The sequence below is a fragment of the Cronobacter turicensis genome, from assembly GCF_041222865.1.
Classification (GTDB): domain Bacteria; phylum Pseudomonadota; class Gammaproteobacteria; order Enterobacterales; family Enterobacteriaceae; genus Cronobacter; species Cronobacter turicensis.
This window is the reverse complement of the sequence record NZ_CP165997.1, coordinates 310,557-324,641: the sequence shown is the minus strand read 5'-3', so window position 1 is coordinate 324,641 and position 14,085 is coordinate 310,557. Positions and strand designations below refer to the sequence as shown.

Genomic DNA, 14,085 nt, shown 5'->3' with positions numbered 1-14,085 from the left:
TCGCCGGAATTAGTTATTTTCCAGCATATGGATAATCTGGTTAGCCACAACTTTTGCGCTCTGATCGTCAGTACGGATGGTGACGTCGGCAATCTCTTCGTACAGCGGATTACGCTCATTGGCGAGCGCTTCGAGTACTTCACGCGGCGGCGTATCAACCTGCAACAGCGGACGTTTTTTATCGCGCTGAGTACGGGCGAGCTGCTTTTCGATAGTGGTTTCCAGATAGACCACCACGCCACGCGCGGAGAGACGATTGCGGGTTTCGCGGGATTTGACAGAGCCACCGCCGGTCGCCAGTACAATACCCTGTTTTTCCGTCAGCTCATTGATGACTTTTTCTTCGCGATCACGGAAACCTTCTTCGCCTTCTACATCGAAGACCCAGCCGACATCAGCCCCGGTACGTTTTTCGATCTCTTGATCGGAGTCGTAAAATTCCATGTTGAGCTGTTGTGCTAACTGACGCCCAATAGTGCTTTTGCCAGCACCCATAGGCCCAACCAGAAAGATATTGCGTTTCTCTGCCATTTTTTCGGTACTACTAAGACAATTCGTTGATGATAAACCCGCGAGCAAATAACCCTGAGCTGCGGGAAATGAACTGAAACCTCTTAAGCGATAGTGCGAGAGTCAGATCAAAAATTATCTCAACACTCAAGGTAGTTTGGCAACCGAATAAATCACCGCGTCTGACGCACAGGAGTGAAAAACAATAACGGGCGCACCGCCTTTGACCGACTCTCAAATCGGTACTCCTTGTATGCTAATTCCAACTCTGCGTCAAACATCCGGCGACGATTATGGCTAAAAACTCCTGTGCGATCAGGCGCCGTTGATGATGCGCGGCGTAATAAACACCACCAGTTCACGCTTTTCTTTATCTTTACCGTCGTGGCGAAACAGGCTCCCTAAGAGCGGAATATTTCCCAATACCGGCACCTGTTCATTCCCCGTTTTATTTTTTTGCTGGAAGATCCCGCCGAGCGCCAGCGTCTCGCCGTCTTTAACCTCAACCTGCGTTTCAATCTCTTGTTTATCAATGGCTAACACTTCACCATCGGCCTGTTGCAGCGCCTGACCCGGCATATTCTGGCTGATACGCAGCTTCAGCCGGATACGTCCGCCCTGGCCGATCGTGGGCGTCACTTCCATCCCCAGCACCGCCTCTTTAAACTCCACCGACGTCGCCCCGCTTTCGCCGCTCGACACCTGATACGGAATTTCACTGCCCTGCTTAATGCTGGCAGGCTGCTGATGCGCGGCCAGCAGACGAGGGCTGGCGATAATTTCCACTTTCTGTTTTTGCTCCAGCGCCGAAAGCTCGAACTCCAGCATGCGCCCGTCGATACGGCCGATATTAAAGCCAAGCCGCGTGGTGGCGTTCGCCACCGCCAGATCTGCCGAGACTGTGGTGGGGTGATAGAGCTTCGTGGCGCCTTCGGCATCCGCGGTGCTCCATTTGACGCCGAGCTCGCGCAGGCTCTGCTGGTTGATGGTAACGATATGGGCGGCCAGCTCCACCTGGCCTACCGGAATATCCATTTTCGCGACCCACTCCTGCACCTGACGCAACGCGCTTGCGGTATCGCGTATCAACAACCGGTTGGTACGCTTATCCACCGTGATGCTGCCGCGCGGCGTCATCAGTTTATCGCCGAGCGCCGCCAGCCCGGCGGCAAGCTCCGTGGCTTCGGCATAGCGCAGCGTGACGGTCTCGCTCGCCAGCGGCAGGCTACGCTCTTGCTGCTGGCGCGCCGCTTCGCGCTGGGCCTGCGTTTGCTGCTCCCAGGTTTCCGGGTAGACTCGCAAAATATTGCTCTCTTTGCGCCAGCGTAGCCGCGCGCTCTCCGTGACCATCTGAAACGCCTGCTGCCAGGGCACGTTCTGCAAGTGCAGCGAGACCACACCCTCCACGCCGGGCGCTATGACCAGATTTAACTGTTCGCTCTCAGCCAGCGCCTGTAACAGCTGGACGACCGGCGTTTCATCCGCCACCAGTGAGACGCCCGGGCTCGCGGGCGCGGCGCAGACGGTTGTCGCTGCGAGTAATAATAAAGGAAGGGATTTCCTTATCATGATGCGCATCCTTAAGTGTCCATACCAGAACCGAAGGGCGACACCCTTCGCCACTTTTTAACGTCACCTTACCGGCTTCGACACCGGTGAGCTGCCAGCCTGTCGGGAGCGTCGCGCCAGGGCTGACACGCAGCCACGTTTTCTCCGGCGTCTGCAACAGCACCCGCACCGACTCGCCCTTTTTCACCATGCCGCCATAGCGCCAGAGATCCGCCTGATGCAGTTGGCAGCGCGCCTGCGGCGGCGCAAAAGGATCGCCCTCGCCCCAGACCGGGAAACACGCCAGCATTAGCCATACCCATAGCGCGCTACTTCTCATGAGCGCGCCCCAGTTGTAGCGTCAGACGCAGGCTCTGTTCGTCCTCCCTGCGCAGCGTAAACCCGAGCGGCAGCATGTCGCTCTGCGCGAGCCCGTCAAAAATGGCTGGTACATGCTGCCAGGCTAACGCCAGCTCCAGCTCGCCCGTATCGCCCTGCGGTTGCCAGCGGATAAGGTGCCCGTCAGGGCCAGGGTTTAGCGCAAGCGGCGAAAACGGCTTCAGGGCGAGCTGCGCTTCCAGCGCGGCGACAGCTTCTCGCCGATCGGGTTGGGCGGCCTGTAGTCGCTGAAGCGTTTGTCGTTCGGCGCTGCGTTGCTCAAACTGCACTTCTGACTGGTGAACAGCCTGGCAGAGCGGCGCCAGCCACGCATAAGTGGCGCCAGTAAGCGCCGCCAGCCAGCCCAGGGCGCACGCCACGCGCAGCAACAGCGGGCCGGTAAGCCAGCGATCAATGAGAAGTCGCATCGGCAGGCTCCTTCTGCAATGAGAGGCTAAAGCGCCAGTAGCCCTCCGCCTCCCGGCGCGTTTCACCCGGCGTTACCCGCGTAAAAGGCGCAAGCCCGCGCAGATTTTCCTCAAAAAGACGGAGCGCCTGCGGTTCATAGGCATTGCCGGTGAGCTCCAGACGATCGTCATGAAAACGCAGCGTGGTGAGCCAGAGCGATGCCGGCAGGGCATCGGCGAGTGTGAGCAGGCGTTGCCGCCACGCCGCGACGTCCTGACGGGCGCTTTCACGCCGCTGCCAGCGCGCGCGTAAGGCCTCATACTCTGTCCCGGCGCGCTGCGCCTGTTGCAGTTGTGTTTTTTGCTCCGTCACGACGAGGAGCAGAGCGTCAAGCTGCTGCTGTCGCGCGCGCTGCTGATGCCCAATGACGTAGTGACCGGCCACAGCCACCAGCGCCGCCGCAAGCGTCACGAGAAGAAAAAAGCCGCCCCAGCGCATCAGCCGCGTGCGCCGCCTTACGTGTCGCCACGGTAAGAGGTTAACGTGCCGCCTCATCACGCCGCTCCCAGCGCCAGCCCAATGGCGACGGCGAAGCGTCCACGCTCATCCGGCAAGGGCGGGCAAGGCCATGTGATGGCCTGCCAGGGATCAAACCTCTGCCAGTCGCCCTCCTCCCGGATTGCGCCGCACAGGGTTATCTCCTGCGCCGGCACGTTAAGCTGCACGCCAAGCGACAATAAGCCCTCCGCGCCTGGCGTCGCGCACACGCCCCAGCGATCGCGGGTCGCCCACAGCCACTGCGCGCCCGCCTGCGCCACGATGACCTTGCAGGTGTTATCAACATACGGAAAGAAGCAGGCCAGCGCGCTCGCGTCAGGCGTCAGCGCGGCGGGCGTGAAACGCAGCGCGCGGGCGCAGGCCGTCAGTTCCGCCACCTCCACAGCGCGCGCGGCGGTTACGGCATAGCCCTCCTGGCTCTCGGTATAATCAAACGCCAGCGCGTCGGGCGGCAGAGAGAGCTGGCGTGCCGCGACGGCGCCAAGCCAGGCTTCGCATTCCGGTTCGCATAACGCGGTAACGGGCCGGGGAAGCTCGCGCTGTAGCGTGCGCTGCGCCGGAAATCCGAGCCGGATGGAGGAATAACGCGGCAGCTGCGCGCGCCACGGCGTTAGTGCTTCGATTAACGCCTGACGGCGCTGTTCGTCGTCATGATAAGGCGCCAGCGGAAGCGCCCACCAGCGCTGCTGACGCCAGCCGCCTCGCTTAGGCGTTAACGCCACGGAAATGACTATATCTGGTTGAATATGAAGGCCTATCTGCCATTGCGCGCCGATCATTTTTGACGTTCTCCCTGTCCCGCAAAATGAAAATGCAATATCAATGCTTCTGGCTTGCCTTTATACTACCGCGCGGTTGTTTATAAACTGCCCAACAGAAACTAAATGGGAAATCCTCGGTGAAGTTCGTAAAGTATTTATTCTTCCTTGCAGTCTTTTGCATTCTGCTGGGAGCCGGCTCGATATACGGTCTGTATAAATTTATTGAGCCGCAGTTGCCTGATGTCGCCACGCTGAAAGATGTGCGGTTGCAGATCCCTATGCAGATCTACAGCGCCGATGGCGAACTGATCGCACAGTACGGCGAAAAGCGCCGCATTCCGCTGACGCTCAATCAGATCCCGCCAGAAATGGTGAAGGCGTTTATCGCCACGGAAGACAGCCGCTTCTACGATCACCACGGCGTCGATCCTATCGGGATTTTCCGCGCCGCAAGCGTCGCGCTGTTCTCTGGTCACGCTTCGCAGGGCGCGAGCACCATTACGCAGCAGCTGGCGCGTAACTTCTTCTTAAGCCCGGAACGCACCCTGATGCGTAAAATCAAGGAGGCCTTTCTCGCGGTGCGTATTGAGCAACTGCTGACGAAAGATGAGATCCTTGAGCTTTACCTGAACAAGATTTACCTCGGCTATCGCGCCTATGGCGTGGGCGCGGCCGCGCAGGTCTATTTCGGCAAAACGGTGGATCAGCTCTCCTTAAGTGAAATCGCCGTGATCGCCGGTCTGCCGAAAGCGCCCTCGACGTTCAACCCGCTCTACTCGCTTGAGCGCGCCACCGCGCGCCGCAATGTCGTGCTCTCACGTATGCTGAGCGAAGGCTATATCAGCCAGTCGCAGTATGACGATGCCCGCAGCGAAGCCATTGACGCCAATTATCACGCGCCGGAAATCGCGTTTTCCGCGCCGTACCTGACGGAAATGGTGCGTCAGGAGATGATTAGCCGTTACGGCGAGAACGCCTATGAAGACGGTTATAAGGTCTACACCACGATCACCCGCCGCATTCAGCAGGCCGCGCAGAAAGCGGTTCGCGATAATGTGATGGACTACGACATGCGCCACGGCTACCGCGGCCCGTCTAACGTGCTGTGGCGCGTGGGCGAGATGGCGTGGGACAGCAAGAAAATCACCGATTCGCTGAAAAACCTGCCGACCTACGGGCCGCTACTGCCTGCCGTCGTCACCTCGGCAAATACGGACGAAGCCACAGCCCTGCTGGCGGACAGCTCGTCGGTGTCGCTGAAGATGGACGGCGTGCGCTGGGCGCGCCCTTACCGTTCCGATACCGCGCAGGGCCCGACGCCGCGCCGCGTGACAGACGTGTTGCAGGCCGGCCAGCAGATTTGGGTGCGCAAGGTGGATGACAGCTGGTGGCTCGCTCAGGTGCCGGATGTGAACTCGGCGCTGGTCTCTATCAACCCGAAAGATGGCTCGGTCCTGGCGCTGGTAGGTGGTTTTGATTTCAACCAGAGCAAATTTAACCGCGCGACTCAGGCGCTGCGCCAGGTCGGCTCAAACATTAAGCCATTCCTGTATACGGCCGCGATGGACAAAGGCCTGACGCTGGCAAGCATTCTGAACGACGTGCCGATTTCCCGCTGGGATGCGGGCGCGGGCTCCGACTGGCGGCCAAAAAACTCTCCGCCGGAATATGCCGGGCCGATTCGTCTGCGCCAGGGCCTGGGCCAGTCTAAGAACGTGGTGATGGTTCGCGCCATGCGCGCCATGGGCGTCGACTACGCGGCGGAATATCTGCAGCGTTTCGGCTTCCCGGCGCAGAATATCGTGCATACCGAATCGCTCGCGCTGGGCTCCGCCTCCTTTACGCCGTTGCAAGTGGCGCGCGGCTACGCGGTGATGGCGAACGGCGGCTTCCTGGTCGACCCGTGGTTTATCAGCAAAATCACCAACGACCAGGGCGAACCGCTGTTTGAGGCGAAACCGAAAATCGCTTGCCCGGATTGCGATATTCCGGTGATTTACGGCGAAACGCCGAAGTCAGACGTGCTGGAAAATAAAGACGTGGAAAACGTCGCCACCTCCGCTGAACAGCAGAACGCCCCGGTGCCGATGCCGCAGCTTGAACAGGCAAACCGCGATCTGGTCGCGCAAAGCCCGGCGCCGCAATATGCGCCGCACGTGATCAGCACGCCGCTGTCGTTTTTGATTAAAAGCGCGCTGAACAGCAATATCTTCGGCGAGCCGGGCTGGCAGGGCACGGGCTGGCGCGCCGGACGCGATCTCCAGCGCCGCGATATCGGCGGTAAAACCGGGACGACCAACAGCTCGAAAGATGCCTGGTTCTCCGGTTACGGTCCGGGTGTGGTGACATCGGTCTGGATAGGCTTTGACGATCATCGCCGCGATCTCGGCCGCACCACGGCCTCGGGCGCGATTAAAGATCAGATCTCCGGCTATGAGGGCGGCGCGAAAAGCGCGCAGCCTGCATGGGATGCGTACATGAAAGCCGCGCTGGAAGGCGTGCCGGAAGAGCCGTTAACCCCGCCGCCTGGCATCGTGACGGTCAACATCGACCGCAGCACCGGCCAGCTCGCGAACGGCGGCAACAGTCGTCAGGAGTTCTTTATCGAAGGCACGCAACCGACCCAACAGGCGGTGCATGAAGTCGGTACAACGATTATCGATAACGGGGAAACCCACGAGCTGTTCTGATAAAACACAAAACGCCCCATCATGGGGCGTTTTTTTATCCGTTGAGCGGGTTGAAACGCCCTTTACCGGGCGTTTTCTTTGGCTACAGCCTGCCGTGCATCTTCAGCCATTCTCGCACTAAAAACAGCGCGCTGACGTTGCGGGCCTCGCTAAAATCGGGGTCTTCCAGCAGATCCATCATATGCGCGAGCGGCCAGCGCTCCTGAACCAGCGGCTCCGGCTCGTCGCCCTGCAACGTTTCCGGGTAGAGACCTTCCGCCACCAGAATATTCATTTTGCTGGAGAAATAAGACGGCGCCATGGTGAGTTTTTTCAGGAACGTCAGTTGCTTTGCGCCAAAGCCGACTTCTTCTTTGAGCTCGCGGTTCGCGGCTTCGTAAATATTCTCACCCGGATCGATAAGTCCCTTGGAAAAGCCCAGCTCATAGGATTCGGTGCCGACGGCATATTCACGGATTAAGACCAGATGATCGTCAATAATCGGCACGATCATGACCGCCTCGCGTTCGGAAGGCCGCATGCGCTCATAGACGCGTTGCTCGCCGTTGCTGAAGGCCAGACTCACCTGCTCGACGCTAAAAAGACGCGAACGGGCGACCGTTTCGATATGTAAAATAGTGGGTTTTTGCAGGGGTTTACTCATTTTAACCGGCCACCGGGTGACAATATCTCTTCTCATTGTGCGACACACCGCACGGTTCGGGCAATGTGAATCGTTTTTTATTTACATTCCCGCAACGTTACGCGCACGTAAAACCCAAATACCCATTTATGTCAAGAGGTTGAATTTAAAATAAGAATTTGCTGATATTTCCACGCTTCTCGCTTTGCTAACATTGATTTACTGCTGGTATGCCTCAAATAATTTCACTCAAATTGAACCCATACCTGTCGATTTTTGTTCATTGTTCTGCCTTAATGTTGCATAGGCAATACTTGTTTACATTTGCATCGAGTACCGTGATTTGATGGGGAAAGCATGAGCACCTTGTTGATTTTAGTCGCTGCTATGCTGGCCTGCATCGTCATTGCAGGTTGGTGGATAAAGCGCAAAATTCGCCCCCGTCATCCCCGTTTACCCGCCCAGGTTTTTGCTGGCGCCACGACCCGTAAACTCAGCAGTGAAGAGCGTAGCGCCATCGAAAGCTATCTGGAAACGCTCTCTCGTTTTCAGGATTCGCCGACGCCGACCGGCGCGATTAAGCCGCCAGTCCGGTTAACGCTGACGCCGCAAAGCAGCACTGTCTACTGTATCCGTCGGGCCATTACCCGCTACGGCCTCTCATCGGACGATCCGAACAAATGGCGCTACTACCTGGATTCGGTCGAAGTGCATCTGCCGCCTTTCTGCGAGCAATACATCACGGACGATAACAGCGTCGAGCTTATCCGCACCGGAACGTTGCCGCTGGTTATTTCGCTAAATGGCCATTCGATCCAGGAACACGTGCATGAAGCGCGCGGCTACGTGCTGGAAGGCCCGGCGTCGGGCCTGGCGTCCATCCGCGGCGAAGAAAGCGAACAGATTGAGCTGCTGAATATTCGTCAGGAGACGCAGGAAGAGCACTTGCTTGGGCGCCCGGACGGGCTGCGCGAAGCGCTGTTGATTTGCGCCGCGTTTGTGCTCTTTTTCCTCTGCCTCGTGACGCCGCCGATGATGCTGCCCTGGCTTGCGGGCGGCGCGATTTTACTGCTGGGCGCGGGCCTGTGGGGGCTGTATGCGCCGCCAGCGAAAACGGCGCTGCGCGAAATACACTGTTTGCGCGGCACGCCCAAACGCTGGGGCCTGTTTGGCGAAACCAATCAGGAACAGCTCAATAATATTTCGCTCGGCATTATCGACCTTATCTATCCGCCGCACTGGCAACCGTTTATCGCGCATGATTTAGGCCAGAAAACGGATATCGATATTTATATGGACAGACATGTGGTGCGCCAGGGGCGTTTCCTGTCGCTGCATGATGAAGTGAAACATTTCCCGCTTCAGCACTGGCTGCGCAGCGCGGTCATCGGCGCAGGCGCGCTGCTGGTACTGCTGCTCCTGACCATCTGGGTGCCGCTCGATATGCCGTTTAAGCTGACGATCTCCTGGCTTAAAGGCGCGCAAACGGTCGAAGCGACCAGCGTCGCGCAGCTTGAAGAAGCGGGTTTGCGCGTTGGCGACACGCTGCGTATCAACGGCACGGGCATGTGTAATATCCATCTGCCGGGGCGTTACACCACGCGCCAGAACTACCCGTTTATGCCGTTCGACTGCTCGCAAATTCTCTGGAATAACGCAAGCCCCCTGCCCCTGCCGGAATCCGATACGGTAACCAAAGCGACGGCGCTGGCAGATGCGGTTAACCGCCAGCTGCATCCGCAGGAAGGTGACACCAAAATCAACCCGCAACTGGCGTCGGCTATCCAAAAATCGGGCATGGTGCTGCTGGATGATTTCGCGGAGATCGTGCTGAAAACCGAAGCGCTGTGTACCGGCGAAGAAGAGTGCGTGAGACTGAAAAACGCGCTGGTGAACCTCGGCAATACCAAAGACTGGCCGTCGCTCGTGAAACGCGCCAGCGAAGGCAAACTCGACGGCATCAACGTGCTGCTGCGCCCGGTCAGCGCGGAATCGCTCGATAATCTGGTGATTGCGTCAACCGCGCCGTTCTTCGTGCGTGAAACCAGCCGCGCCGCGCAGTCGCTCAACAGCCCGCCGCCGGGCGGCTTTATGATTATCAGCGACGAAGGCAAAGATATGGTGAACCAGCCGCTGCCGCCGACATCGCTGTATGATTTCCCGCCGCAGGAGCAGTGGAAAGAGTTTCAGCGTCTGGCCGGTATGCTGATGCAGACGCCGTTCCACGCTGAAGGCGTCGTCACCAGCCTGCGCACCGACGCCAACGGCACCCAGCATGTTACGCTCAGCAGTATTCCGGACAGCGCCGGGCTGTGGCGCTATTTCGGCACCACGCTCCTGATGCTGGTGATGCTCATCTGCGCGCTGTATAACGGCGTCGTCGCGCTGCGCCGCTGGCAGCGCAGCCGCACCCGTATCGAAGAAATCCAGCGCTACTACGAAAATTGCTTCAACCCGCAGCTGGTCCCCTCCGCGGATATTCGCCCCCTGTTCTGATAATCCGGCGGCGACAGGTTTATGGTAATCTGTCGCCCCTTTTTTCCTCAGGCGGGAGTTCCCATGACTATTGATATCGCCTGGCAGGAGGTTGATACCGTTCTGCTGGATATGGACGGCACGCTGCTTGATCTCGCGTTCGATACCTTTTTCTGGCAGAAGCTGGTGCCCGAAACCTTAAGCCAGCAGCGCGGCATCTCGCTGGATGACGCCCACAATCATATCCGCGCCGAATATCACGCCGTTCAGCATACGCTAAACTGGTACTGTCTGGATTACTGGAGCGAGCGCCTGGGGCTCGATATCTGCGCCATGACGACCGAGCAAGGGCCGCGTGCGCTGATACGTGAAGATACCGTGCCGTTTCTCGACGCGCTGAAAGCCTGCGGCAAGCGGCGTATTTTGCTGACCAACGCGCATCCTCATAATCTGGCCGTGAAGCTTGAGCATACCGGGCTTGCTCAGCACCTTGATTTATTACTTTCCACCCACACATTTGGTTATCCAAAAGAGGATCAGCGGTTATGGCAGGCCGTTGCCCGGCACACCGGCCTTGAAAAATCGCGCACGCTGTTTATCGACGACAGCGAGCCGATTCTCGATGCCGCCGCGCGGTTTGGTATTCGCTACTGCCTTGGCGTCACCAATCCCGATTCAGGCGTTGCGGATAAAAGCTATCAGCGCCATCCGGCGCTTGGCGATTACCGGCGTCTGATCCCCTCGCTGCAAACCGAGGAGTCGTGATGAAAGAGAAATCTACGGAAGGGGTTCGCCTGGACAAATGGCTCTGGGCGGCGCGCTTCTATAAAACCCGCACGCTGGCCCGCGAGATGATCGAAGGCGGCAAGGTGCACTACAACGGACAACGGACCAGACCGAGTAAAATTATCGAACCGAACGCGGTATTAACGCTGCGCCAGGGAAACGATGAACGCACGCTGGTGGTAAAAGGCATTACCGATCAGCGACGACCGGCAAACGAGGCGGTACTGCTGTACGAAGAGACGGCAGAAAGTATCGAAAAGCGCGAAAAACTCGCGCTGGCGCGTAAACTCAACGCCCTTTCCATGCCGCATCCGGATCGCCGCCCGGATAAAAAAGAGCGCCGCGATCTGATCAAATTTAAATTTGGCGACAGCGAATAACCGTCACGCCAGGAGAGAGAATAATGGCTCAACACGACCAACTACACCGCTATCTTTTTGAAAATTATGCCGTGCGCGGCGAACTGGTGACGGTTTCAGAAACCTGGAAACAGATACTTGAAAACCACGACTACCCGATGCCGGTGAAAACCCTGCTGGGCGAGCTGCTGGTCGCCACCAGTCTGTTGACCGCGACGCTGAAATTCGCGGGCGATATCACGGTTCAGTTGCAGGGTGACGGCCCGATGACGCTTGCCGTCATTAACGGCAATAACCGCCAGCAGATGCGCGGCGTCGCGCGCGTGCAGGGCGATGTCCCGGCTGATGCCGATCTGAAAACGCTGGTGGGCAACGGCTATCTGGTCATCACCATTACGCCGGAAGAAGGCGAGCGCTATCAGGGCGTGGTTGGCCTGGAAGGCGATACCCTGGCCGCATGTCTGGAAGATTATTTCATGCGCTCCGAGCAGCTGCCGACCCGCCTGTTTATCCGCACCGGCGAAGCGCAGGGCCAGCCTGCCGCAGGCGGTATGCTGTTGCAGGTACTGCCGGCGCAGGATGCCCAGACGGAAGACTTCAACCATCTGGCGACGCTGACTGAAACCATCAAAGCGGACGAGCTGTTTACGCTGCCTGCTAACGATGTGCTGTGGCGTCTCTACCACGAAGAAGAAGTGACCGTTTACGATCCGCAGGCGGTGGAGTTTAAATGCACCTGCTCGCGTGAGCGCTGCGCCGATGCGCTCCGTACGCTGCCCGATGAAGAAATCGCACAGATTCTGGAAGAAGACGGCGAAGTGGATATGCATTGCGACTACTGCGGTAACCACTACGTGTTTGACGCGATGGATATCGCCGGGATCCGCAAAAACGTCTCCCCGGCCGATCCGCAGGTGCACTAAAGCCTGCTGACGCTTCCCGCCGCCCGGCGGGAAGCGTTTCCTGCTATACGCTTACTGATAACTGATCGGTATTCTCACCCCGCCGATTTCCACATCCTGCCAGGTTTTATCTTTTCCTTTGATCTGGTTTTCGCGCAGCGCCTTGTCGAATTTTTCGCGGGTCAGGCTGCCGGGCACCTCAAGACTCCAGCCCGCCTGCCGCCACTGGCCGTTCTCGCGCACCGTCACGCTACAGCTGCGCGTATCGCTACTGCACAGCAGCACTTCATTCTGGCCGTCGTGGTTGAGATCGAGCGCCGCCACGACGCAACTGCCTTTCTCATATAAACAGCCGCGCACGCTGTAGGTATCCTCTTTACGCACCCACTGCCACCAGCTTTCCGCGGGCGCCTGCGCGCCTGCGGCAAGCGAAATGGCGTCGCGCAGATCCGCCTCGTTCACCGCCGACGACGGATCCCCGTCCAGCATATCGCGCAGCGCCTGACGGTTTTCACGATCCGCCATGAAAGCCGTGTTATTGCGAAGTTCATTCAGGGCCGCCTGGCCGCGTCGCCCGGCGTGTTGCAGCATATACAGGCTCATCAGGTCGGCCTTTTGCGCCCCGCTCTCATAGCGTGCCATCTGACTCTCAACGCTGATGCGCCACGGGTCGAGCACCGGCGAATGGCTTAATACTAATAGCGCGAGCGAAAACAGCATGACGACCCGGCCGCCGCGATCGCTGACCGGTTCACTGCGCTTCATTCGCCGCGCCGCCTGCAGCGCTGCGCATACGGCCCAGCACAGCACGGTCGCCGTGATAAGCGCCGCGTAAACGCGTGACGGCGTCCAGCCATATTGCTGCACGCGCAGCCACAGCGACCACCCGGCCAACGCCGAAAAGAGCGGCGTCGCGATAAGCCCGGCGGCGTTCAGCAGACGCAACGCCTTATGCGGCGGCGGCGCGCTGCGCCAGGGCGCGCAGGCCACGCCCGAAAGCGACAGCAAGACCAGCGCCAGCATATTTAGCAGCGCATTGCAGGAGGTGCGCTCCGCAAGACCGCTCAGGCCAACAAACGGCAGCGTCACAAGAAACAGCAGCGCGATGAGTGCGGCAAGCGGCAGCAGGCCGGACGCCACCAGCGTCAGAAAGCGAATCAGCGCCTCGGTAATGCGCGTCTGGCTGCGGCACAGCAGCAAACACACCGCGCCGGAAACGGTCACCATCACGTAGCCGAACAGTGGCGTGTCAAAAAACAGATCGTCGAAAAAGCGGATATTCACCGCGCTGAAGAGCTTCGCCCACAGCAGCAGCACGCCCCAGAATAGGCCAGCGAGCGCCAGCGCCAGCAGCAGCGCGACGCCGTTATTCCACAACGCCAGACGGCGTGAGACGGGCTCGCCGGATACGCTGTCGCGCTGCAGCCAGGGCAGCGCCATAAAGAGCGTGGCCGCCAGGTGGAAATACCAGTTCGCGACCATCTCTGCGGCATCCAGCTCGTCCACACCCGTGACAGACCAGCGCATCCAGCCCGCCATCACGCCGACCAGCGCCAGCAGCGCGCCGGTCATTAACCAGAAACGCGGCGCGCGCAGGCGGGTCGCGGCAAGCGCCACGCTCGCGCATAGCGTGATGGCCAGCGAGTGCAGCACCAGCGCTGAGCCCTGGCTCATCACGATCAAGCTGCGCGGGCCGGTTAAAAACATCAGCAGACCGCAAATTGCGGCAATCATCACGATACTCCAGCGCGTCGCGGGCGCCAGAGGATGGAGTTCAGACATGGGGATAATCCTTTAAAAACGCATTCACGTGATGAAGATAAATCGCCTTCGTGAAGTGAGCGTGAAGTGGGAAAAGACAGGTTTCGGGCACCGGAGCCGGACGCCTTTCAACAAAAGCACGTTTGTCCTGTGCGATCGCCCGCCGGTTTTGGTTTTCACAGAAAAGATAATTTTCTTCAGGAAAGCGCTTACAGTCACAAAGTGCGGGTTTAGCGGGCGGCTTTTATAACATATTCGGAACAATTAACGCGTACACAGATAAAATGTTGCCATACTCTGAGTCCCGTCGTGACCGGTCTCACAGAA

General features: G+C 58.8%; 13 protein-coding genes. 5 read left to right on the top strand and 8 right to left on the bottom strand.

Annotation, left to right across the window (positions count from 1 at the left end; translation table 11 throughout):
- Window positions 1–9: 9 nt before the first annotated feature.
- From aroK to AB8W27_RS01460, 6 genes are all read right to left on the bottom strand, one after another.
- Window positions 10–531, bottom strand: coding sequence for a shikimate kinase AroK (aroK, locus tag AB8W27_RS01485; RefSeq protein WP_004386573.1), 522 nt, complete (start codon window positions 529–531; stop codon window positions 10–12).
- A 294-nt stretch (window positions 532–825) separates the two neighbouring features.
- Window positions 826–2,076 (bottom strand): DNA uptake porin HofQ, encoded by a 1,251-nt coding sequence (hofQ, locus tag AB8W27_RS01480; RefSeq protein WP_071820353.1) that lies wholly within the window; start codon window positions 2,074–2,076, stop codon window positions 826–828.
- A complete protein-coding gene (locus AB8W27_RS01475; RefSeq protein WP_015742745.1) occupies window positions 1,988–2,368 on the bottom strand; it encodes a HofP DNA utilization family protein in 381 nt (126 codons plus the stop codon). Before AB8W27_RS01475 ends, hofQ begins: the two co-directional genes overlap by 89 nt.
- A 19-nt stretch (window positions 2,369–2,387) precedes the next feature.
- Entirely contained in the window at window positions 2,388–2,864 is a 477-nt protein-coding gene (locus AB8W27_RS01470) for a hypothetical protein (RefSeq protein WP_015742746.1), read from the bottom strand.
- Window positions 2,848–3,342 carry a PilN domain-containing protein gene (locus AB8W27_RS01465; protein ID WP_015742747.1) on the bottom strand — a complete coding sequence of 165 codons (495 nt, stop codon included), beginning with the start codon at window positions 3,340–3,342 and terminating at the stop codon, window positions 2,848–2,850. The genes AB8W27_RS01470 and AB8W27_RS01465 overlap by 17 nt, the downstream gene beginning before the upstream one ends.
- Window positions 3,343–3,398: 56 nt before the next feature.
- Window positions 3,399–4,181, bottom strand: a complete 783-nt coding sequence (locus AB8W27_RS01460) for a hypothetical protein (protein WP_015742748.1) — start codon at window positions 4,179–4,181, stop codon at window positions 3,399–3,401.
- Between the two features lie 119 nt (window positions 4,182–4,300).
- Here AB8W27_RS01460 and mrcA point away from each other — a divergent pair, with 119 nt between their 5' ends.
- Complete coding sequence (gene mrcA / locus AB8W27_RS01455; RefSeq protein ID WP_015742749.1) at window positions 4,301–6,853, top strand: peptidoglycan glycosyltransferase/peptidoglycan DD-transpeptidase MrcA; 2,553 nt, start codon at window positions 4,301–4,303, stop codon at window positions 6,851–6,853.
- 82 nt (window positions 6,854–6,935) lie between these two features.
- Here mrcA and nudE read toward each other — a convergent pair whose 3' ends face one another.
- The gene (gene nudE / locus AB8W27_RS01450; RefSeq protein ID WP_041923997.1) at window positions 6,936–7,496 is read right to left on the bottom strand and encodes an ADP compounds hydrolase NudE; all 561 of its coding nucleotides are present in this window, start codon (window positions 7,494–7,496) and stop codon (window positions 6,936–6,938) included.
- A gap of 336 nt (window positions 7,497–7,832) precedes the next feature.
- Here nudE and AB8W27_RS01445 point away from each other — a divergent pair, with 336 nt between their 5' ends.
- The 4 genes from AB8W27_RS01445 to hslO all read left to right on the top strand — a co-directional run bounded on the left by AB8W27_RS01445 (window position 7,833) and on the right by hslO (window position 12,018).
- Window positions 7,833–9,971 (top strand): intracellular growth attenuator family protein, encoded by a 2,139-nt coding sequence (locus AB8W27_RS01445; protein WP_041923998.1) that lies wholly within the window; start codon window positions 7,833–7,835, stop codon window positions 9,969–9,971.
- A gap of 63 nt (window positions 9,972–10,034) precedes the next feature.
- Window positions 10,035–10,715: a GMP/IMP nucleotidase gene (gene yrfG, locus AB8W27_RS01440; RefSeq protein WP_041923999.1), complete on the top strand. Its 681-nt coding sequence runs from the start codon at window positions 10,035–10,037 to the stop codon at window positions 10,713–10,715.
- Window positions 10,715–11,116: a ribosome-associated heat shock protein Hsp15 gene (gene hslR, locus AB8W27_RS01435; protein ID WP_015742753.1), complete on the top strand. Its 402-nt coding sequence runs from the start codon at window positions 10,715–10,717 to the stop codon at window positions 11,114–11,116. The genes yrfG and hslR overlap by 1 nt, the downstream gene beginning before the upstream one ends.
- Before the next feature lie 23 nt (window positions 11,117–11,139).
- On the top strand, window positions 11,140–12,018 hold the full coding sequence (gene hslO / locus AB8W27_RS01430; protein ID WP_041924000.1) for an Hsp33 family molecular chaperone HslO: 879 nt from the start codon (window positions 11,140–11,142) through the stop codon (window positions 12,016–12,018).
- 51 nt (window positions 12,019–12,069) lie between these two features.
- On the opposite strand, the gene AB8W27_RS01425 is transcribed toward hslO, so the two are convergent.
- Window positions 12,070–13,779, bottom strand: a complete 1,710-nt coding sequence (locus tag AB8W27_RS01425) for a DUF4153 domain-containing protein (RefSeq protein WP_015742755.1) — start codon at window positions 13,777–13,779, stop codon at window positions 12,070–12,072.
- Window positions 13,780–14,085: the final 306 nt, after the last annotated feature.

What these genes read in the sequence shown, in the direction of transcription:
- AB8W27_RS01425 (WP_015742755.1), bottom strand. Translation starts at nt 13,779, where the DNA reads ATGTCTGAACTCCATCCTCTGGCGCCCGCGACGCGCTGGAGTATCGTG.
- hslR (WP_015742753.1), top strand. Translation starts at nt 10,715, where the DNA reads ATGAAAGAGAAATCTACGGAAGGGGTTCGCCTGGACAAATGGCTCTGG.
- hslO (WP_041924000.1), top strand. Translation starts at nt 11,140, where the DNA reads ATGGCTCAACACGACCAACTACACCGCTATCTTTTTGAAAATTATGCC.
- nudE (WP_041923997.1), bottom strand. Translation starts at nt 7,496, where the DNA reads ATGAGTAAACCCCTGCAAAAACCCACTATTTTACATATCGAAACGGTC.
- AB8W27_RS01460 (WP_015742748.1), bottom strand. Translation starts at nt 4,181, where the DNA reads ATGATCGGCGCGCAATGGCAGATAGGCCTTCATATTCAACCAGATATA.
- AB8W27_RS01445 (WP_041923998.1), top strand. Translation starts at nt 7,833, where the DNA reads ATGAGCACCTTGTTGATTTTAGTCGCTGCTATGCTGGCCTGCATCGTC.
- AB8W27_RS01475 (WP_015742745.1), bottom strand. Translation starts at nt 2,368, where the DNA reads ATGCTGGCGTGTTTCCCGGTCTGGGGCGAGGGCGATCCTTTTGCGCCG.
- AB8W27_RS01470 (WP_015742746.1), bottom strand. Translation starts at nt 2,864, where the DNA reads ATGCGACTTCTCATTGATCGCTGGCTTACCGGCCCGCTGTTGCTGCGC.
- AB8W27_RS01465 (WP_015742747.1), bottom strand. Translation starts at nt 3,342, where the DNA reads ATGCGCTGGGGCGGCTTTTTTCTTCTCGTGACGCTTGCGGCGGCGCTG.
- yrfG (WP_041923999.1), top strand. Translation starts at nt 10,035, where the DNA reads ATGACTATTGATATCGCCTGGCAGGAGGTTGATACCGTTCTGCTGGAT.
- aroK (WP_004386573.1), bottom strand. Translation starts at nt 531, where the DNA reads ATGGCAGAGAAACGCAATATCTTTCTGGTTGGGCCTATGGGTGCTGGC.